Source organism: Mesorhizobium amorphae CCNWGS0123 (assembly GCF_001686985.1).
Lineage (GTDB): Bacteria > Pseudomonadota > Alphaproteobacteria > Rhizobiales > Rhizobiaceae > Mesorhizobium > Mesorhizobium amorphae.
In genome coordinates this window covers 970632-989072 of sequence record NZ_CP015318.1, presented here as the reverse complement: position 1 = coordinate 989072, position 18441 = coordinate 970632, and the positions used below count along the sequence as shown (strand labels likewise).

17 protein-coding genes and 1 tRNA gene are annotated in these 18441 nt (G+C 63.4%); 9 read left to right on the top strand and 9 right to left on the bottom strand.

The features are described 5' to 3' along the window. Positions 1 to 141: 141 nt before the first annotated feature. Complete coding sequence (locus tag A6B35_RS04775; protein WP_006200654.1) at positions 142 to 2055, top strand: tetratricopeptide repeat protein; 1914 nt, start codon at positions 142 to 144, stop codon at positions 2053 to 2055. Positions 2056 to 2413: 358 nt separating this feature from the next. Here A6B35_RS04775 and A6B35_RS04770 read toward each other — a convergent pair. Both A6B35_RS04770 and A6B35_RS04765 read right to left on the bottom strand, forming a co-directional pair. Beyond that, a tRNA-Arg gene (locus A6B35_RS04770) sits at positions 2414 to 2490 on the bottom strand. A gap of 220 nt (positions 2491 to 2710) precedes the next feature. After that, the gene (locus A6B35_RS04765; RefSeq protein WP_006200653.1) at positions 2711 to 4198 is read right to left on the bottom strand and encodes a sensor histidine kinase; all 1488 of its coding nucleotides are present in this window, start codon (positions 4196 to 4198) and stop codon (positions 2711 to 2713) included. Between the two features lie 275 nt (positions 4199 to 4473). Between A6B35_RS04765 and rpmH the strand changes: the two genes are divergently transcribed. From rpmH to yihA, 5 genes are all read left to right on the top strand, one after another. Then, complete coding sequence (gene rpmH / locus A6B35_RS34265; protein WP_008833937.1) at positions 4474 to 4608, top strand: 50S ribosomal protein L34; 135 nt, start codon at positions 4474 to 4476, stop codon at positions 4606 to 4608. Positions 4609 to 4624: 16 nt separating this feature from the next. After that, positions 4625 to 4978 (top strand): ribonuclease P protein component, encoded by a 354-nt coding sequence (gene rnpA / locus A6B35_RS04755; protein ID WP_006200652.1) that lies wholly within the window; start codon positions 4625 to 4627, stop codon positions 4976 to 4978. Between the two features lie 14 nt (positions 4979 to 4992). Continuing rightward, complete coding sequence (gene yidC, locus A6B35_RS04750) at positions 4993 to 6807, top strand: membrane protein insertase YidC (RefSeq protein WP_006200651.1); 1815 nt, start codon at positions 4993 to 4995, stop codon at positions 6805 to 6807. A gap of 362 nt (positions 6808 to 7169) precedes the next feature. After that, entirely contained in the window at positions 7170 to 7808 is a 639-nt protein-coding gene (locus A6B35_RS04745; RefSeq protein WP_006200650.1) for a CatB-related O-acetyltransferase, read from the top strand. A 74-nt stretch (positions 7809 to 7882) separates the two neighbouring features. Then, complete coding sequence (yihA, locus tag A6B35_RS04740; protein WP_425312836.1) at positions 7883 to 8464, top strand: ribosome biogenesis GTP-binding protein YihA/YsxC; 582 nt, start codon at positions 7883 to 7885, stop codon at positions 8462 to 8464. Positions 8465 to 8518: 54 nt separating this feature from the next. Here yihA and A6B35_RS04735 read toward each other — a convergent pair whose 3' ends face one another. Next, entirely contained in the window at positions 8519 to 9250 is a 732-nt protein-coding gene (locus A6B35_RS04735; protein WP_006200648.1) for a TetR/AcrR family transcriptional regulator, read from the bottom strand. Between the two features lie 145 nt (positions 9251 to 9395). On the opposite strand from A6B35_RS04735, the gene A6B35_RS04730 reads away from it, so the two are divergent. Together A6B35_RS04730 and A6B35_RS04725 are read left to right on the top strand one after the other, a co-directional pair. Then, positions 9396 to 10577, top strand: a complete 1182-nt coding sequence (locus A6B35_RS04730; protein WP_006200647.1) for an HlyD family secretion protein — start codon at positions 9396 to 9398, stop codon at positions 10575 to 10577. 21 nt (positions 10578 to 10598) lie between these two features. After that, on the top strand, positions 10599 to 12194 hold the full coding sequence (locus A6B35_RS04725; RefSeq protein WP_006200646.1) for a DHA2 family efflux MFS transporter permease subunit: 1596 nt from the start codon (positions 10599 to 10601) through the stop codon (positions 12192 to 12194). Between the two features lie 120 nt (positions 12195 to 12314). On the opposite strand, the gene A6B35_RS04720 is transcribed toward A6B35_RS04725, so the two are convergent. The 6 genes from A6B35_RS04720 to A6B35_RS35425 all read right to left on the bottom strand — a co-directional run bounded on the left by A6B35_RS04720 (position 12315) and on the right by A6B35_RS35425 (position 16898). Beyond that, positions 12315 to 13727 carry an FAD-dependent monooxygenase gene (locus A6B35_RS04720; RefSeq protein ID WP_425312835.1) on the bottom strand — a complete coding sequence of 471 codons (1413 nt, stop codon included), beginning with the start codon at positions 13725 to 13727 and terminating at the stop codon, positions 12315 to 12317. Positions 13728 to 13985: 258 nt separating this feature from the next. Continuing rightward, entirely contained in the window at positions 13986 to 14489 is a 504-nt protein-coding gene (msrB, locus tag A6B35_RS04715; RefSeq protein ID WP_006200644.1) for a peptide-methionine (R)-S-oxide reductase MsrB, read from the bottom strand. A gap of 202 nt (positions 14490 to 14691) precedes the next feature. Then, a complete protein-coding gene (locus A6B35_RS04710; RefSeq protein WP_006200643.1) occupies positions 14692 to 15249 on the bottom strand; it encodes a fasciclin domain-containing protein in 558 nt (185 codons plus the stop codon). A gap of 222 nt (positions 15250 to 15471) precedes the next feature. Continuing rightward, on the bottom strand, positions 15472 to 16191 hold the full coding sequence (locus A6B35_RS04705; protein ID WP_006200642.1) for an anti-sigma factor: 720 nt from the start codon (positions 16189 to 16191) through the stop codon (positions 15472 to 15474). Continuing rightward, positions 16188 to 16727: a sigma-70 family RNA polymerase sigma factor gene (locus tag A6B35_RS04700; protein ID WP_006200641.1), complete on the bottom strand. Its 540-nt coding sequence runs from the start codon at positions 16725 to 16727 to the stop codon at positions 16188 to 16190. The genes A6B35_RS04705 and A6B35_RS04700 overlap by 4 nt, the downstream gene beginning before the upstream one ends. A 9-nt stretch (positions 16728 to 16736) precedes the next feature. Beyond that, positions 16737 to 16898 carry a hypothetical protein gene (locus A6B35_RS35425; RefSeq protein ID WP_006200640.1) on the bottom strand — a complete coding sequence of 54 codons (162 nt, stop codon included), beginning with the start codon at positions 16896 to 16898 and terminating at the stop codon, positions 16737 to 16739. 46 nt (positions 16899 to 16944) lie between these two features. Between A6B35_RS35425 and A6B35_RS04695 the strand changes: the two genes are divergently transcribed. Further along, positions 16945 to 18441 (top strand): amidase, encoded by a 1497-nt coding sequence (locus A6B35_RS04695; protein WP_006200639.1) that lies wholly within the window; start codon positions 16945 to 16947, stop codon positions 18439 to 18441.

The window sequence follows — 18441 nt, the reverse complement described above, 5'->3', positions numbered from 1 at the left end:
TCTCCCTTTCCTGCGTGTGAGGGTCGCCATCCGGCTCGGCGTGACCGCCCGTTCCGGCGTAGAGGCAATCATCCAGGCGCAGGCGGCCGGCGTCCTTGGAAATCCCTTAGATTTTTCCTGAAGATTCCCTAAGCTGCCCTAATGGACGCCTTGCAGGATCAGGCCTTCGCATTTGGCGACTTCGTCCTTGTGCCCAAGGAGCGCCTGTTGCTGTGCGATGGGGAACCTGTCCCTCTGACCGGCAAGGCCTTCGATCTGCTCGTTGTTCTCGTCCGCCATAGCGGGCATCTGGTCACCAAGGACGAGCTGTTGCAGGAGGTCTGGCCCAACACCTTCGTGCAAGAGACGAACCTGACGGTGAACATCTCGGCTCTGCGCAAGGTCTTGGGGCGCGGGGACAACGGGAACGGAATTATCCAGACGGTGCCCGGCCGCGGCTACCGCCTTGTAGCGCCGGTGGTGGCGCGCGAGGCGGCATCGGCCTCGATCTTGCGCGTCGAATCCGCGGACAACGACGTTGATGCCGCGCCGAACTCGCAACCTGTTGCGCCGATCGGTACCGCGCGACACCTCGGCGGGGTCACGCATCGAGGGTGGGCGATCCTTGCCGCCGCCGTCGTGTGCGTCGCGATCGGGGCGATCGCGCTGTGGCGCGCGCAGCCCGAAAACACCAATGTCCCGTTCGGCTCGGTGGCGGTGCTGCCTTTCGCCAGTGATAGTTCGGGCAACAATTACTTGGCCGATGGTCTGACCGAAGCCATACTCAATGGGCTCGTGCAATTGCAGAGCCTGCGCGTCGCACCCAGGGCCAGCGCATTTCGCTTCAAAGGGTCGGCCGTAGGACCAAAGGACGCCGGCCTTGAGCTCGGCGTCGCGGCGGTCGTGACCGCAACCATATCGCAGCAAGGCACTGACCTGAGAATACAGGTTGACCTAGTCGACGTCGCCCTTGACTCCCAGATCTGGGGCGCTCGATACCAAGGCGACGTATCCGAACTGGTTCATTTGCAGACCAGAATTCTGCAGGATCTCCCACGCGCATTGAGATTTCCGCTCTCCGATCAGGAGACTCGGCGGATTGCCCGACCCGTCACCGACGACGCGGACGCCTATCGCGCTTATCTCCAAGGCCGCCACGAATGGGGCCAGAGATCGGAAGCCGCCTTGAAACGGGCCATCGAACGGTTTCGACACGCCGTCGCGATCGATCCGGAGTTTGCGGCTGCCTATTCGGGGCTCGCGGACTCCTATTCGATCCTGGGCTATCTGAGCTATCTCTCTCCGGCGGAGACCTTTCCTGAAGCAAAGCGCCACGCCACAAAGGCGCTGGAGTTGGATGCAACGCTGGCCGAGGCGCACGCTTCCCTAGGCTTCGTAAAATTGTATTTTGAGTGGGATTGGGTTGGAGCCGAGACGGCATTTCAGCGCGCGATCGCGCTTGATCCGAACCACGCGGCGTCACACCAATGGTACAGTATCTATTTGCTGGCCGCTGGCCGGCCCACGGAGGCTTTCCGCGAAATTCAGTTCGCGCAGCGGCGTGATCCAGTCTCGCTGCCAGTCAACACCGACCTTGGATTCTACTACTATTACACCGGACAGTACGAAGAGGCGGTGAAGCAATTGAACTTCGTGCTGGAGATGAACCCAGATTTTCCACCCGCGCATCTCTGGCTTGGCCGGGCCTACCAGGAGCTAGGCAAGTTCGACGAGGCGCTCAGTGCATTTCATCGGGTCGAGGACCGCGTCCGCGATTGGCCCGTCTCGATTGCAGCACGGGGCTTCGTCGCCGGCGCGGCCGGACGACCCACGCTTGCTCTTCAGGCGCTCACTGAACTGGAACAACTGTCAAGCCGAAGGTTTGTGACCTCCTACGGCATTGCGCTCATCCATGCCGGCCTTGGTCAAGACGACGAAGCCTTCGCCTCTCTCAACAAAGCCTTCGATGAGAGGTCGAACTGGCTGGTCTGGTTGCGCCTTGATCCGCGCTGGAACGCGCTGCGGCCCGATCCACGATTTACGGAACTCGTGAGCCGGATGCGATTTCCGCCTTAGGTTGAGCGGTCACCCACGACGGATCCGGTCGATGCACCTGTGGGTCACGCCGGCCGGGAGCTGTTCCTTTCAGGAGATCGGCACGACGGCCGCTTGGAGGCGCGCGATGCTGGGGATCAGTTCCTCCCGCGAAGACCATCCAAATTTCGAACGAGGCTGTGCCGTTCGGGCGGGCCGCGGTCGAGATTGATGGACCGTGGTGGTCTGTAACGCTGATATTCAATGCTCAGTGTCTGAGGCCGTGTCGATCTATTCCAGCGGAGAAGAGAGCGCTTGCACGCGCAAGAGGTCGCTTCGGATCAACTGCAGCCTTTGAGGCAAGCCTCAACTATCCGGCTTTGGAATGCACATTACAGAATGGCGCGCCCGAAGAGATTCGAACTCCTGACCCCCAGATTCGTAGTCTGGTGCTCTATCCAGCTGAGCTACGGGCGCGCATCAGGCCATGCTTTGCATGGCCCCGCGATCCGATCGTGAACGACCGGCCGCGACGAGACGTGTTCCCTAGCGACTGAATTTCCGAAAAGCAAGCCGATCCGGCAAAAGTTTTGTCGCAGGCATTTCGGGCAGGCGATTTTGACCGGCTGCTTGTTCCTGCAGATTGCGGGCGGAAAGCCGTCGCGCACCAGTCCTGGTTTCCTGGAATTTTTTTCGGTCAGGCCGGGCGGCGCAGGCTGCCGCGCGCCTGGTCGAACCGGACCGGCTGGTCGGGGATGGTGACGGCGAAAGTGGTGCGGCCGCCAATGCTCTCGACCAGCTCCACCGTGCCGCCATGGGCGCGGATCAGCTCGTAGGCGATGGCCAGGCCAAGGCCGGTGCCGCCGCTGCGCGCCGAGCCACGGAAGGCCGCGAACAGATTCTCTCGCGCCTTCGGGGGCAGGCCGGGGCCGGTGTCGGTGACGATGATGCGGCTGACGCTGCCCATGCGCTCGGCCGATACCGCCAGCCGGCGCACCACGGCGCCCTCGGTGTCCGCCGCCATCGCCTGCACGGCGTTGCGGCAAAGATTGGTGAGCACGCGGAACAGCTGGTCGGAATCGGCGTCGACCTCGAAGGCCAGCTCGACGGCATTGACGAACTCGATGCCTTTCTCGATGTCGAGCAGGCCGTGCACGTCCTCGACCAGCTGGCGCAGCCGCAGCCGCCGGCGCGAGGGCGGCGGCTCCTGGGTGCGGCCATAGGCCAGCACGCCTTCGGAATAGGACACGGCGCGGTCAAGCGCCCGCAGCAATTTTGGCGCGAAGGCCTGCACGGTTGGATCTTTCACCTGCCGCAAGCGGTCCGAGATCAGCTGCGCGGAGGCGAGGATGTTGCGCATGTCGTGATTGATCTTCGACACCGCGAGGCCGAGATCGGCGAGGTGCTTCTGCTCGGCCAGCATCTTCTGCAGCCGTTCCTGCATCTGCGACAGCTCGCGCTCGGCAACGCCGATCTCGTCGGCGCGGGCGGCCGGACGAATGATCCGCCCAGGGTCATCGGGTGCCTCGGAGAAGGACAGCATCGAGCGGGTCATGGTGCGGATCGGGCCGATCATGATCAGGTCGATCGCGGCATAGACGAGCATGGCGGTGAACAGCGAGATCAGCAGCGAGACGAAGGCGACGTTGCGCGAATAGATGAGCATGGCGTTGCGCAAGGCGTAGTCGGGCATGATCAGCTCGAATTCCTTGTCGCTCTCTCCGACCGGCCCGAAAACACGCAGCATGCGATTGCCGCCGAAGAACAGCGTGTCGAGCGCACCTCTCATGCCCTCGACCATGCCGACACTGGCGATGTCGATGTGTTCGTCGACCTGCGGCGGCATGTCGGACACCACCAGGAGCCTTGAGACGCCGCCGTCGCGCACGGCGATCGCCTTGGCGCCGATCGCCATCAGCACGTCGTTCTGGGCGGTGCGCGACAGCGAATTGGGCTCGCCCTGCACCAGCACGACCGATACCGCGGCCGCTGTGCCCAGCCTCTCCTTCAGCCAGCTCAACCGGTAGCTGGCGATCCAGGGCAGGAAAATCAGGACTTCGGCCAAGAGCACGAAGACGATTGTGAGCAGGAGAAGCTTGGTCGACAGCCCACGCGACAGCGGCACCGTACGGGCGGCGGTGGTCGCCGGTCCGGCTTTTTCGTCCGTGGCTATGGCTTCACTCATGCAGCGTCTTCACAAACACTTGAACAGCCAAGATTAGGCGATTGCGGCTTTTTTGCCAATTTCATCCTTGGACGAACAAATATGGCTGCCCGAAAGACCGCGACAACCCGGCCCGCCGCCCCGGATTGACTTCCAAAACCCTTCTTTCTATAAGCCCGCTCACGCTCGGGCCATTCGTCCCGGCGCGGTTTCGATCGCGCCTAAACCGGCCCGGCAAAGCTCCTGTTACACAGTGACAGAATCAAGAAGGGCCGCACCCCGCGGTATTAAAACAAATGAAGCGTACCTACCAACCGTCTAAACTCGTCCGCAAGCGCCGGCACGGTTTCCGTGCCCGCATGGCCACCAAGGGTGGTCGCGGCGTCGTCGCAGCTCGCCGCAACCGCGGCCGCAAGCGGCTCAGCGCCTGAACGGAAGACGAGATCGTTGCCCGCAACCGGCAAGCCAGTGGGACCAAATCCCAAGCGGCTTCTGAAGCGCGCGGATTTTCTGGCCGTCCGCCGCGGTGAAAAGCGGCGCGGGCGGCTTTTTCTCGTTGAAGTTCTCGACCGTGGCGACGACCTTGCGCCGCGCGTCGGCTACACCGTCACCAAGAAGGTCGGCAATGCGGTTGTCCGCAACCGCGTCAGGCGGCGGCTCAGGGAAGCCGTGCGCACGCATGCGGCCGATGACATGGCGCCCGGCAATGACTATGTCATCGTCGGGCGTGAAGATGTGCTTGCCATCCCGTTCGGCCAGTTGAAGGCCGAACTCTCACGCCGACTGCGCGGAACACGATAGGCCAAGGGCTTTCGATGGAAAACAATCGTAACTTCTTCATCACCATCGCGCTGTCGGTGCTGATCCTGACGCTTTGGCAGGTGTTCTACATGAACCCGCGCGTCGAAGCCCAGCGCGAGGCGGCCCGCATCGAAGAGCAGCGGGTGGCCGAGCAGAAGAAGGCCGCCGAAGGCGCCAATCCAGGTGCTGCCGGGACGCCGGTGCCGCCGCAGGGCGCCATTCCCAACGCGCCCGGCGGCGAAGCCGTCACGGCGGCCGGCCGCGAGCAGGCGCTGGCGGCGACGGCGCGCGTCAAGATCGACACGCCGAGCCTCGAGGGCTCGATCAACCTCACCGGCGCGCGCCTCGACGACCTCAAGCTCAAGCACTACACGGAAACGGTCGACAAGAATTCGCCTGAGATCGAACTGCTCAACCCGTCGGTGCTGCCCAATGGCTATTTTGCCGAGATCGGCTTTGTCGGCAACGACAAGACCGGCGCGGTGCCGGGCGCGGACACGGTGTGGAAGGTTGACGGCAATGCAACGCTGACGCCGGCGACGCCGGTGACGCTGACCTATTCGAACGACAAGGGCCTGACCTTCAAGCGCACCTTCTCGGTCGACAACGACTACATGTTCACCGTTTCCGATACGGTGCAGAATTCCGGCGCCACCGCCGTCTCGCTGTTCAACTACGGCCGCGTCACCCGCTTCGACAAGCCGGCCGTCGCCAGCATCTATGTGCTGCATGAGGGCCTGATCGGCTTCACCGGTACGGAAGGCCTGCAGGAACACAAATACGCGTCCATCGAAAAGGACAAGCAGTTCCAGCCGGGCAAGTCGACCGACGGCTGGCTCGGCATCACCGACAAGTACTGGGCGGTGACGCTGGTGCCGACCGAGAAGCAACCGTTCCAGCCACGCTATGCCTATTTCGAGGATGGCCGGCATCGCTACCAGTCCGACTTCCTGACCGACCCGATCAATGTCGACGCCGGCCAGTCGGCAACCGTCGAGACCGAGGTCTTCGCCGGCGCCAAGGAAGTGGCCAAGATCAATGCCTATGCCGAGGACCGCAACATCAAGCGGTTCGACCTGCTGATCGACTGGGGCTGGTTCCACTTCATCACCAAGCCGATGTTCTGGCTGATCGACACGCTCTACAAATTCTTCGGCAATTTCGGCCTGGCCATCCTCGCCACCACCGTCGTCGTCAAGGCCATCTTCTTCCCGCTCGCCAACAAGTCCTACGCGTCGATGGCGAACATGAAGAAGGTGCAGCCGAAGATGCTCGAGATCCGCGAGAAATACGCGGACGACAAGATGAAGCAGCAGCAGGCGATGATGGAGCTCTACAAGACGGAGAAGATCAATCCGATCGCCGGCTGCTGGCCGGTGGCGCTGCAGATCCCGGTGTTCTTCGCGCTCTACAAGGTGCTCTACATCACCATCGAGATGCGGCACGCACCGTTCTTCGGCTGGATCCAGGATCTGGCCGCACCCGATCCGACATCGCTGTTCAACCTGTTCGGTCTCATTCCGATCACGCTGCCGCATATGTTGATGATCGGCGTTTGGCCGCTGGTCATGGGCATCACCATGTTCCTGCAGATGCGCATGAACCCGACGCCGCCGGACCCGACGCAGGCCGCGATCTTCACCTGGATGCCGGTGATCTTCACCTTCATGATGGCGGGCTTCCCAGCCGGCCTGGTCATCTACTGGGCCTGGAACAACCTGCTGTCGATCCTGCAGCAAGGCGTGATCATGAAGCGCCAGGGCGCCAAGATCGAGCTATGGGACAATCTGGTGGCGTTGTTCCGCAAGAAACCCTCGCCCGCGGAATAGCGGGCGCTCCGATCCTCCTAAGCTGCAAAAAGCCCCGGTTCGTCCGGGGTTTTTTGCAGTCGGGATCACATTTTGTAACCAGCGAAACTCCGGCTCAACGCGCGCCGTAGCTGTTGTGTTGCGACCTCGCAGAGCGCGCGGCGGCACGCCGTCTTGAGGGAAGCGGCGAAGGGTTTTGCCGATCGTCATGTCATCAGTCTCGGCAATACACCACGCCACGGTGACGGCTTCCGGCGCAGACGCGCCGGTGTTTGGGAGGCCGTCCCGGCGACCGGGGTCCTGTCGTCCTTCGCGGGACCCCGGTTTATCTTGCCCCAAATCACGCTATTTTGGACCTGCCCGAGATGATACGGAGCCAGGCCATGAGCGGACCCAACCCAAACATCAAGCATCCGATCCCGATGCATATGCGCGTCGGTTTCCTGAAAGGGCTGGTCAACGCGCCGAACGTCGAAATCGGCGACTTCACCTATTATGACGACCCGGACGGGCCCGACAAATTTGCCGAGCGCTGCGTGCTGCACCACTACCCGTTCATCGGCGACAGGCTGATCATCGGCAAGTTCTGCGCCATCGCCGAGGGCGCGCGCTTCATCATGAACGGCGCCAACCACGCCATGTCCGGCTTCTCGACCTATCCGTTCAACATCTTCGGCCATGGCTGGGAAGAGGGTTTCGACGCAAAGACATGGTCGAAGGAAATACGCGGCGACACGGTGCTCGGCAATGATGTATGGATCGGCATGGACGCGGTGATAATGCCCGGTGTGACGATCGGCCATGGCGCCATCGTCGCGGCAAAATCGGTTGTCACGCACGACGTGCCGCCCTATGCGATCGTTGCCGGAAATGCGGCCAAGGTGGTGAAAATGCGCTTCGACGACAAGACAGTCCGGCGGCTGCTGATGGCGGCATGGTGGAACTGGCCGGTGGACAAGATCAGCCGCAACCTCAATGCCATCAGGGGCGCCGACATTGCCCGGCTGGAGGCCGCGGTTTGAGCGCCCTGGACAAGACCGTGATCGCTCCCGAACTGTTCACGCAGGCCTGGATCTTCATCCGCGGCGTGCCGGCGATGAAATTCCTGCCGCCGGAGGGGCCGCCGGAGATCGCCTTCGCCGGCCGCTCGAATGTCGGCAAGTCGTCGCTGATCAACGCACTGGTCAACCAGAAGGGGCTGGCGCGCACCTCCAACACGCCGGGGCGGACGCAGGAGCTCAACTACTTCGTGCCGGGCGGGTTTTCCGGCGAAGGCACCGACCTGCCGCCGATGGCGCTGGTCGACATGCCGGGCTACGGCTATGCGAGCGCTCCGAAGGAAAAGGTCGACGACTGGACGAAGCTGGTTTTCGACTATCTCAAGGGCCGCGTGACGCTGAAGCGCGTCTATGTGCTGATCGACGCCCGCCACGGCATCAAGGCCAAGGACGACGAGGTGCTGTCGCTGCTCGACAAGGCGGCTGTGTCCTACCAGATCGTGCTGACCAAGACCGACAAGATCAAGGCGGCTGGCGTGCCGCGGCTGATCGAGGAGACGCTTGCCAAGATCAAGAAGCGGCCGGCAGCGTTTCCGTTCGTTCTGGCGACATCGTCGGAGAAGAGCGAGGGCCTCGAGGAATTGCGCGCGGCGATCGTGCTCGCCGCCAATGGCGGCTAAGGCAATTCCAGGAACGGTGTGTAGCGGTTTTCCGTCCGGAATTGCGCCAACAAGTCAGCGCTTCGCCTCCAGCGCAATCATCTGGTGGCTCTCTTCCTCGGCAAGCTTTTCGGTGCCGTAGGCCTTCAGGAACATGGCGACGCCCGACCTGACGACATGGTCGATTTCCTCCTGGCTCGGGGCCTTGGTACGGTAGGCGAACATGCATTGCCGGAAAAGGCCGGCCAGGCAGAGTTCCGTGAACTGATAGGCGGCAAGATCGACATCGTCGATCTTGAGCAGGCCGCGTTCGATCGCGGCATTGAGAAAAGTCGCCACCCTGTCATGGCCGCGTTTCGGGCCGCGTTCGTAAAACCGCGCGCCCATGTCGGGTATCCTGTCCGCCGCGCCGATCACCGTGCGCTGCGCCTGGATCACCTTGGCCGATGTGATCTTGAGCGACAGCACCTTGCCGAACTTCACCAGCGTCTGGCGAAGATCGTCGGCGCGGTCGAGCATGTCGTACATATTCTTGAAGATCGTGCCGCGCTCTTCCTCGATCAGCGCCTCGAACAGCTCTTCCTTGTTGGCGAAATAGACATAGATCGTGCCCTTGGAGACACCGGCCTCGCGCGTGATGTCATTCATCGACGCGGCTTCGAAGCCCTTGTCGATGAAGACGCGGCGGGCGCCTTCGATGATCTGGCTGCGTTTGACCGGATCCTGTCCGGCCGCCGGGCGACCGCGACGCAGGCTGTCCAGCACATCGCACTGGTCCTTGCCGGTGTCGGATAGTGTTTCGGCCATAAAAGTCACACCTCGCAAATAATTCGAACCGAACGGTTCGATTGCCCCTTGATATGGGCCCGTTTTAGCGCTAAGTCAACGCCCATATCGAACCGAACGGTTCAGTCTAACAGATTTCGCTTATGTAGACTTGTAGAGAGATATCATGTCCTCGAATACGCCCGTCACCGCCGAAGTCCGCCCATTCCCCAATGCCAAGGTCGCTCCCGCGACCGAAGCGCCGGAAGTGCCCTTGCAGCCCGTCACCGACGCACCGGCCGAGGCGCCGGCGAAGAAGAAGCGCTCGGTGCGCTCCCTGCTTTTGCCCATCATCGGGCTCGGATTGCTCGGCGCCGGCGCCTGGTACGGCTATGATTACTGGACCGATGGCCGCTTCATGATCTCAACCGACGACGCCTATGTCCAGGCCGACATGGCGTTCGTTTCGCCGAAGATCTCCGGCTATGTCGACCAGGTCAAGGTGAGCGAGAACCAACAGGTCAAGGCCGGCGACCCGCTGCTGACCGTCGATGACGGCGACTACAAGATAGCCGTCGCCCAGGCCGAGGCGCAGATCGCCACCTTGAGCAAGACGCTCGACCGCATAGACGCGCAGACCAAGGCTGCACAGGCCTCGCTCCAGCAGGCTGAGGCGCAGAAGATCGCTGATCAAGCCGCGGCCGACAATGCCGGTCGCGCCCAGCAGCGCGCGGCGCAATTGCTGAAGACGTATGTCGGCACGCAGGCACAGCTCGACGACGCCCAGACCGCTCTCGATCAGGCCAAGGCCGCGCTTGTCGGTGCCGACGCCCAGATCGCCGCGGCGCAGGCCAATATCGGTGTGCTCGAGGCGCAGCGCGCGGAATCGGCAAGTACGCTGGCCTCGCTGCAGCTCAGCCACGACAAGGCGGCACGCGACCTTTCCTTCACCGTGCTCAAGGCGCCCTATGACGGCGTCGTCGGCAATCGTTCGGTCGAGCAGGGCGACCTGGTCAGCCCCGGACAGAAGCTTGCGGTGATCGTGCCGATGGACAAGCTCTACATCGTCGCCAACTTCAAGGAGACGCAGCTTGCCCGGCTGGTGCCCGGCGAGAAGGTCCGGATTTCGGTCGATGCGACCGATGGCCAGGATTTCGAAGGCACGGTGTCGTCGCTGGCGCCAGCCTCGGGTGCCGTGTTCTCGCTGCTGCCGCCGGAAAACGCGACCGGCAACTTCACCAAGGTCGTGCAGCGTATCCCGGTGCGCATCGATGTGCCGGCGGACGTGCTGAAGACCGGCAGGCTGCGTGCTGGCTTGAGCGTCGTCGTCGCCGTCGACAGCCGCACCGCGCCGGCCGCGGTGAAGTAAGCGAACCTCGGGAGCAGTGTCATGGCGACCGCAACCCTGACCGCAGGATCGGCACCGGCCATTCCGGCGCAGGCCGACCACATACCGGTTCGCCGCGTCATCGCCTTCCTGGCGATGGTGTTCGGCATGTTCATGGCAATCCTGGACATCCAGATCGTCTCGGCTTCGCTGTCCGAGATCCAGGCGGGCCTCAGCGCCAGCTCCGACGAGATCCCGTGGGTGCAGACCGCCTATTTGATCGCCGAGGTGGTGATGATCCCGCTGTCCGGCTTCCTCAGCCGGATGCTGTCGACGCGCGTGCTGTTCACGGTTTCGGCGGCGGGCTTCACCGCCGCCAGCGCGCTGGCGGCGACGGCCACCAACATCGACCAGATGATCGTTTACCGCGCCATCCAGGGTTTTATCGGCGGCGGCATGATCCCCAGCGTCTTCGCGGCCGCCTTCACAATCTTCCCGCCGTCGCGCCGCGCCTTCGTCTCGCCGATGATTGGCCTGGTGGCGACGCTGGCCCCGACCATCGGCCCGACCGTCGGCGGCTATATCAGCCACGCCATGTCCTGGCACTGGCTGTTCCTGATCAATGTCGTGCCGGGCATCCTTGTGGCGACGGCGGCCTGGTCGCTGATCGATTTCGACAAGCCGAACCTCAAGCTGTTCAGCAAGTTCGACTGGTGGGGCCTTGCCGGCATGGCCGCCTTCCTCGGCTGTATGGAATATGTGCTGGAGGAAGGCCCGAACCATGACTGGCTGCAGGAGCCGGCGGTTTTCGCCTGCGCCATCATCATGACCGTCGGCGCGGTGCTGTTCTTCTGGCGCGTCTTCACCGCCGAGGAGCCGATCGTCGACCTCAGGGCTTTCAGCAACGTCAACTTCGCCTTCGGCTCGCTGTTCTCTTTCGTCGTCGGCATCGGCCTGTACGGGCTCACCTATCTCTATCCGGTGTTCCTCGGCCGTATCCGCGGCTACGATTCGATGATGATCGGCGAGGCGCTGTTCGTCAGCGGCCTGGCGATGTTCTTCACCGCGCCCGTTGCAGGCATCTTGTCGAACAAGATCGATCTGCGGCTGATGATGATGATCGGTTTCTTCGGCTTCGCCACCGGCACATGGTGGATGACGCATCTGACCGCCGACTGGGATTTTTATGAATTGCTGATCCCGCAGATCCTGCGCGGCTGCTCGATGATGCTGTGCATGGTGCCGATCAACAACATCGCGCTGGGCACCTTGCCGCCGGATCGGCTGAAGAATGCGTCGGGCCTGTTCAACCTCACCCGCAATCTCGGCGGCGCCGTCGGCCTCGCCGTCATCAACACGGTGCTGATCGACCGCAACGCCTTCCACTATGCAAGGCTTGCCGAGCACGTGCAGTGGGGCAGTGCCGAGGCCCAGACCAAGCTGCAGAACATGACGCTCAACTTCGAGCAGACCGCCGGGCTCGATGCCTCAAAGGCAGCGATCTCCAAACTGTCGGGCATGGTCCAGCAGCAGGCGGCGCTGCTGTCCTTCATGGACGTGTTCTTCATGCTGACGGTGCTGTTCGCGACGCTGGGACTTTTCGTCCTGTTTATCCGCAAGCCGGCCGGACAGGGTGGCGGTGGCGGCGGAGGCCATTGAGAGCGCCGGAACCCCCGCCTGGCGCTCTCGCGCATGACCCCGGAAATTGGAAACGATTTCCGGGGTCATGCTAAAAGATCAAACCATCCCCTCCATATCAGGAAATGGGCTATGCCGGTGCTATGCCGCGCCAGGCGGTCCGAACCATCTGGTCAGCACGTCGGCCAGCGGCGTCGGCGTTGGCCCGCCAACCCAGGCCACATAGCCGTCGGGCCGGATAAGCACGGCGCCGGGGGCAGCAACCGCTCCTAGCACCGGAAGCTCCCATGCGCCGTCGTAGCTGGCGTCGAACGTCCGAACCCGATGCGCCCATGGCCCGATGTCGAAAGCGCCGGGTTCGCCGAGGTTGAGCAGCAGCGGCCGAGCCCCGTGCAGCAGGGTGAAGACCCGTATCGGGCCGGCGGCGGTAACGAGGTCGAGGTCCGGCATGCGGCGGCCGAGCAGTTCGTGCCCCTCGCCGAGGTCATAGTGAATGTCCAGACCGGACATCATGCCGGCGAAGCGCTTGCGCAGCTCCGCCATGGCGAGAAGCTCGGACATCGTGTCTCGCAGCGCCTTCGTGCGCTCATCCTCGCGGCGAAGCGCGACAGACGCCAACGTATTTCGCAACACAAGCGCGGCAACCGGATGGCGCTCGGCCTGGTAGGTGTCGAGCAGGCTTTCCGGCGAGGTTCTGTTGATCACCTGGGCCAGCTTCCATCCCAGGTTTACCGCATCCTGCACGCCGGTCTGGAGCCCCTGCCCACCATCCGGGGGATGCACATGCGCGGCGTCACCGGCGAGCAGCACTCGCCCCTTGCGGTAGGACTCTGCCTGCCGTGCCATATCGGTGAACCGCGAAATCGAGGTCGGACTGTGGACCCCATAATCGGTGCCGTACACTGCGATGAGCGCCTCGCTCAGATCGCGCAGGGTGGGCTCTCCGGTCCCGACCTGCCGTTCGGTCACCAGCACCCGTACCGACCCATCCTCCGGCCTGCTGAAGGCATGAATGCCGATGACATCTCGGCGGATGCCCCATTCCGGCTCCCCTGAGATCTCGACCTCGGCGATCAGGTTGCTGGTTGTCGGGTCCGAACCGGCGAAATCGATGCCGGCTGCCTTGCGCACGAGACTTCGTCCGCCGTCGCAGCCGACAAGATAATCGGCATGCAGCGATCGGCCGTCGGACAGCGCGACGTCGACGCCGGTGTCGTCCTGCACGAAGCCCGTGACCTCAAGACGGCGATAGATCGTAATCGGCAGCTCATCGACCCAACCGGCAAGGATATGCTCGATGTGCTTCTGCCATAGGGCCAGCCCGTAGTTGTGGCGGGTGGGAAAGTCGCTGATGTCCAGGGACATCCCAGCGAACCCCGCAACCTGGGCAACCTGTCCCTGCGTGAGGAACCGGTCGGCGATTCCGCGCTGATCGAAGACTTCGATCGTGCGTGAATGCAGGCCGCCCGAGCGCGAACCGACGAGGTCCTGGCTGGCGCGCCGCTCCACCACGGCGACATCGACGCCCGCCAATGCCAGTTCTCCTGCCAGCATCAGCCCTGTCGGACCACCTCCGGCGATCACCACTTGATGAGAGATGATCGACCGGTCTGCATCAACACGTCCGATCGGTTCGCGCCCGCCGTCGCGAACGCGTTGTTCTTTTTGCTGCATATCTTCAGGCCCTCCTCAGGCAGGGCTCCGAAATCTATGCATAAAAGGCCATCTGGCAATTCTTGAACTTAACTGTTTTGGCCCCATCTTTTAAGCAGAGGGGGCCTCACAGCCGCAATTCCAAATTTGTCGCCTGATCTAGGCCGCAGCCGGCTTGAAGGTCAGTGCGACGCCGTTGATGCAGTGGCGCAGGCCGGTCGGCGGCGGCCCGTCGTCGAAGACATGGCCGAGATGGCCGCCGCAACGGCGGCAGTGGACTTCGGTGCGGGTCATGCCGAGCGAACGGTCCACGGTCTTGCCGACGGCATTGGGAAGCTCCTGCCAGAAGCTCGGCCAGCCGGTGCCGGAATCGAACTTGGTCTCGGACGAATAGAGCGGCAGGTCGCAGCCGGCGCAGGCGAAAACGCCCTTGCGGTGCTCGTTGAGCAGCGGGCTGGTGCCGGGGTATTCCGTGCCTTCCTTGCGCAGCACGTTGTAGGCCGCGTCGGACAGGATGGCGTGCCATTCGGCGTCGGTCTTTGTGACCTCGAAGGTCTGGGCTGCCAGCGCATCCTTGGGGCCTCCCATGCGCAGCATTGCCGCCGTGCCGGCCAACAATGCCATGGCGGCAGCGCCGCTCCAGAGAAAGTCGCGACGGGTCATGCAATTTCCTCCTGCTATCAATTTGCCAGATTAGACCGCCAGCCGGAAATCAAAAGCCGGTGACGGTCCTGGAAACGAACACTCCGCACCGGCTCCATCCCTGGAGCAACGCTGCGGATCGAACGCATGCCGACCGCGCGGGTCATTGACCCGCGCGGTCGGCAGGGTGCTTGCTGCCAGTTCGCCGGCAGCGGGCCCTTTGTTACATCTTCGGCAAGAGAACCTTGTCGATGACGTGGATGACGCCGTTCGACTGCTCGACATCGGCGATCGTCACGTTGGCGACATTGCCGTTCTCGTCGGTGACGGTGACCTTGCCGCCATCGGCCTTGAGCGTCAGTTCGCAGCCGCCCGCGGTCTTGGCCTTGTGAGCGCCGCCATCATCCTTGACCATCTTGGTCACGTCAGCCGCCAGCGCCTTGGCGCCGATAACATGGCAGGTCAGGATCTTAGTCAGCTTGTCCTTGTTCTCGGGCTTGAGCAGCATTTCGACGGTGCCGGCCGGAAGCGCCGCGAAGGCCTCGTTGGTCGGCGCGAACACGGTGAAGGGACCGGCGCTTTGCAGCGTGTCGACCAGGCCTGCGGCCTTGACGGCTGCAACCAGCGTGGTGTGGTCCTTCGAATTGACGGCGTTCTCGATGATGTTCTTCTTGGCATACATCGGGGCGCCCCCGACCATCGGATTGGCGGCATAGGCGGCGGCGCCGAGCGCGGAAACGGCGATCGTACCGGCAAGCAAAAGGGTGGCGAGTTTACGCATGATTTCTATCTCCTCTGGATATCGTTTCCCGTTGTTGGGAACGCAAGAAGATACGGGTCAGAAATGCGTGAGTTTCGTCGACCGATAAGAAAGTTTTGTCTCGAACGCGTGTGGGATGGAATTTCCCCGTACGATCTTTGCCAGATTGCATGCTTGCAGGATCCAACTGCCGTGGCAGATAGATTTGAAATCTGCCTAGTAAGGCAAGTCAAATTTCGGGGATCATATGCCTTTGAGATCGCCCGCGGCGACGACAGGCCCGGTCGGCTGGCCGGTCGGAGAGCCACCTGTCGGCTCGACGCTGACGGCAAGCACGGCGCCTTGCGCGAGCTTCTGCTGGACGGCCGGCGTAACGGCCAAATGCGTGGTCTGGCCGGCCGGGATGACGCCCATCGAGACCGGGGCATTCTTGCCCTCGATCATCCACAGCTCGAAGTCCTTGCCGGCGGCACGCTCGCCGGAAACCAGCGACAGGCCGACATCGCGGCGCGCCGCGTCATAGACGACGAGATATTTGACGTCGCTGCCGTCGGCCGCCAGTGAGGCGACAAGCCGCTCCTGCGGCGCAACGACCGGCGGGTTGAGGTAGGGCACGGCGACGTAGATGGCGAGCGCGGCGACGGCCGCCGCGGCAAGGCCGCGCCAGAAGCCAAGGCTCGACCAGAGGCCGGCGCTTGGCTGTGTCGCAGTCGACGAGGAGGCGAACAGCCGGCGGTCGACCGCCGGTTTGAGCGAGGCCGGAGGCTCTATCTCGGGATAGGCGGCGGCCATCGGCGAAAAGTGCACTTCCCAGCTGTCGACCAGACGGGCGAAACCGGCTTCGGTGTCGATGCGGCGGGCCGCGATCTGGCGCTCGTCCGTGGCGAGCACGCCAAGAACGTATTCGGCGGCGAACAGGTCGTCGCCTCCACGTTCCGGTCCGTTGTCCTCTGCCAGCGTCATCTTTCCAGGCATTCCCTAAGCTTCAACAGGCTGCGCCGCAGCCAGGTCCGCATCGTGTTCAGCGGCACGCGATGGCGCTCCGCAAGTTCGGCATAACTTTCGCCGTTGAGATAGGCGCCCCGGACGGCCGCCGCCCGGTCCTTTTCCAGTTCATCGAGACAATGGTAGATGCGTTCGGACTCACCGCCCGCCACAACCATGGCCTCCGGTCCCGGCGCCGGATCGGCCACGTCGAGCGCGGCATCGATATGGGCGGCAGGCACCCGCCGCGCCCTGATGCGATCGATCGCATGATTGCGCGCAATGGCCACCAGCCAGGAAATCGGGCTCAGATCAGAGACAGCGAAACGGTCCGCCTTGGTCCATATCTTGACGAAGACTTCCTGAAGCGCTTCTTCCGCATCTCCCCGATCGTTCAATACACGAAGGCAGACGCCGAAAAGTTTCGCGCTTGTCTGCCTGTAGAGCAGATCGAACGCGGCCCGGTCCTTCATCGAAGTCCGGACGATCAGCTTGCTGATATCCTGCGGCGCCATGGCCGCAAATTAGGCGATTGCGTTATATTTGCAATCGCGGAAAACGATGTTGTTCACCACCCCGATCTCTTTGTTCTGACGCAATTCCGGACGGAAAACCGTTTCACACTTTTCCTGGAATTGCTCCAGGCGCGCCTGCTTGCCCACCGACAAATCATGCGCCGTTGCCAAGGAAATCGCCTGCGGCTAGCCTCCAGCCAGGCGGGAGAGGGCGGCGATGTCGGTTGAACGGGTGTTGTGGGAGCAGGATGCAACCGGCCTGGCCGGGCTGGTGCAGCAAGGAGAGGTCTCGCCGCAAGAGCTTGTCGATGCGGCGATCGCGCGGGCCGAGGCGACCCGCCCAGATATCAACGCCATCGCCGAGCCGCTCTACGACGCGGCGCGATTGCGCGCCAAAACCGTCGACCGCAAGCTACCGCTTGCCGGCGTGCCCTTCGCGATCAAGGATCTCGGCATCGCCATAAAAGGCGTGCCGACCCATGGCGGCAGCCGCATTCCGGCTTTCACCGCCGACTTCAATTCGGTGATGACCGAGCGCTATCTTGCCGCCGGCCTCATTCCGATCGCCACCAGCACCTCGCCCGAGCACGGGCTGAGGCTGATGACCGAGTCGGCCGCGTTCGGCATCACCCGCAATCCGTGGAACACGGGCCATACGACGGGCGGCTCGTCCGGGGGCGCCGCCGCGCTGGTGGCGGCCGGCGTGGTGCCGGCGGCGCATGCCTCGGACGGCGGCGGCTCGATCCGCGTGCCGTCGGCCTGCAGCGGGCTGGTCGGGCTGAAAACCTCGCGCGGCCGCGTGCCGCTGACGCCGCTGGTCAGCGAGAGCTGGTACGGCATGGTCGTCGATCATGCCGTCAGCCGCTCGGTCCGCGATACGGCGCTGCTGCTCGACCTGACCCACGGCGCCGATCCGCTGTCACCCTATGCCGCACCGTCGCCGAAAGGCTCCTTTGCCGCCGCCGCGGCGCGCGATCCCGGCAAGCTCAAGCTCGCCGTCTACCGGAAATCGCCGCTCGGCCTGCCGATTTCGGCCGAGACGCTGACGGCGCTGGACACGGCGGTGGCGCTGGCGCGCGAGGGCGGCCATACGGTCGCGGAGATCGACCTGTCCTATATCGATCGCGACTTCATGGCCGATTTCTGCAAGACGGTGGCTTCCGCCGTGGCCGGTACCATGCGTGCCGAAGCCTTGCGCGTCGGCCGCTCTGTTGCCGGTGACATCGAGCGCGCCACGCGCGTGCTCAGCCGCTTCGGCGAGATCATTCCCGCTGGCGAGATCTACGAGATCCTGCAGCGGCTGCATGCAACGTCGCGCCGGCTGATCAGCGAGACCGCGCAGTACGACGCCGTGCTGATGCCGATCATCGCGCATCCGCCGCTGGCCTGCGGCGCCATGGACCCGAAGGGCGCCGACGAATTCATCGAAAACATGCTGGACAAGCTGCACCTCACCCGGCTTCTGAAGGTGCCGTCACTGTTCGGGCAATTGATGGACAAGAGCCTGTGGTTCACCCATTGGCCGGCGATCCATAATGTCAGCGGCCAGCCATCGATCGCGCTGCCCGTCCATGTCACCGCGGCCGGCCTGCCGCTCGGCATCCAGGCCGCCGGACGCCCAGGCGACGAGGAGACGCTGTTGTCCTTCGCCGCGCAGATGGAGAAGATTTCCGGCTGGCAGAAGCGGCGGGCACCGCTCAAGGCGCCGGCCTAG

Excerpts from the sequence above, each read along its gene's own strand:
- yihA (WP_425312836.1), top strand. The coding sequence starts at position 7,883 with ATGAAATTCCTGCCGCCGGAGGGGCCGCCGGAGATCGCCTTCGCCGGC.
- A6B35_RS04695 (WP_006200639.1), top strand. The coding sequence starts at position 16,945 with ATGTCGGTTGAACGGGTGTTGTGGGAGCAGGATGCAACCGGCCTGGCC.
- msrB (WP_006200644.1), bottom strand. The coding sequence starts at position 14,489 with ATGACCCGTCGCGACTTTCTCTGGAGCGGCGCTGCCGCCATGGCATTG.
- A6B35_RS04775 (WP_006200654.1), top strand. The coding sequence starts at position 142 with ATGGACGCCTTGCAGGATCAGGCCTTCGCATTTGGCGACTTCGTCCTT.
- A6B35_RS04765 (WP_006200653.1), bottom strand. The coding sequence starts at position 4,198 with ATGAGTGAAGCCATAGCCACGGACGAAAAAGCCGGACCGGCGACCACC.
- A6B35_RS04705 (WP_006200642.1), bottom strand. The coding sequence starts at position 16,191 with ATGACGCTGGCAGAGGACAACGGACCGGAACGTGGAGGCGACGACCTG.
- A6B35_RS04735 (WP_006200648.1), bottom strand. The coding sequence starts at position 9,250 with ATGGCCGAAACACTATCCGACACCGGCAAGGACCAGTGCGATGTGCTG.
- A6B35_RS04710 (WP_006200643.1), bottom strand. The coding sequence starts at position 15,249 with ATGCGTAAACTCGCCACCCTTTTGCTTGCCGGTACGATCGCCGTTTCC.
- A6B35_RS04730 (WP_006200647.1), top strand. The coding sequence starts at position 9,396 with ATGTCCTCGAATACGCCCGTCACCGCCGAAGTCCGCCCATTCCCCAAT.
- A6B35_RS04700 (WP_006200641.1), bottom strand. The coding sequence starts at position 16,727 with ATGGCGCCGCAGGATATCAGCAAGCTGATCGTCCGGACTTCGATGAAG.
- A6B35_RS04725 (WP_006200646.1), top strand. The coding sequence starts at position 10,599 with ATGGCGACCGCAACCCTGACCGCAGGATCGGCACCGGCCATTCCGGCG.
- yidC (WP_006200651.1), top strand. The coding sequence starts at position 4,993 with ATGGAAAACAATCGTAACTTCTTCATCACCATCGCGCTGTCGGTGCTG.
- A6B35_RS04745 (WP_006200650.1), top strand. The coding sequence starts at position 7,170 with ATGAGCGGACCCAACCCAAACATCAAGCATCCGATCCCGATGCATATG.
- rpmH (WP_008833937.1), top strand. The coding sequence starts at position 4,474 with ATGAAGCGTACCTACCAACCGTCTAAACTCGTCCGCAAGCGCCGGCAC.
- A6B35_RS04720 (WP_425312835.1), bottom strand. The coding sequence starts at position 13,727 with ATGCTGGCAGGAGAACTGGCATTGGCGGGCGTCGATGTCGCCGTGGTG.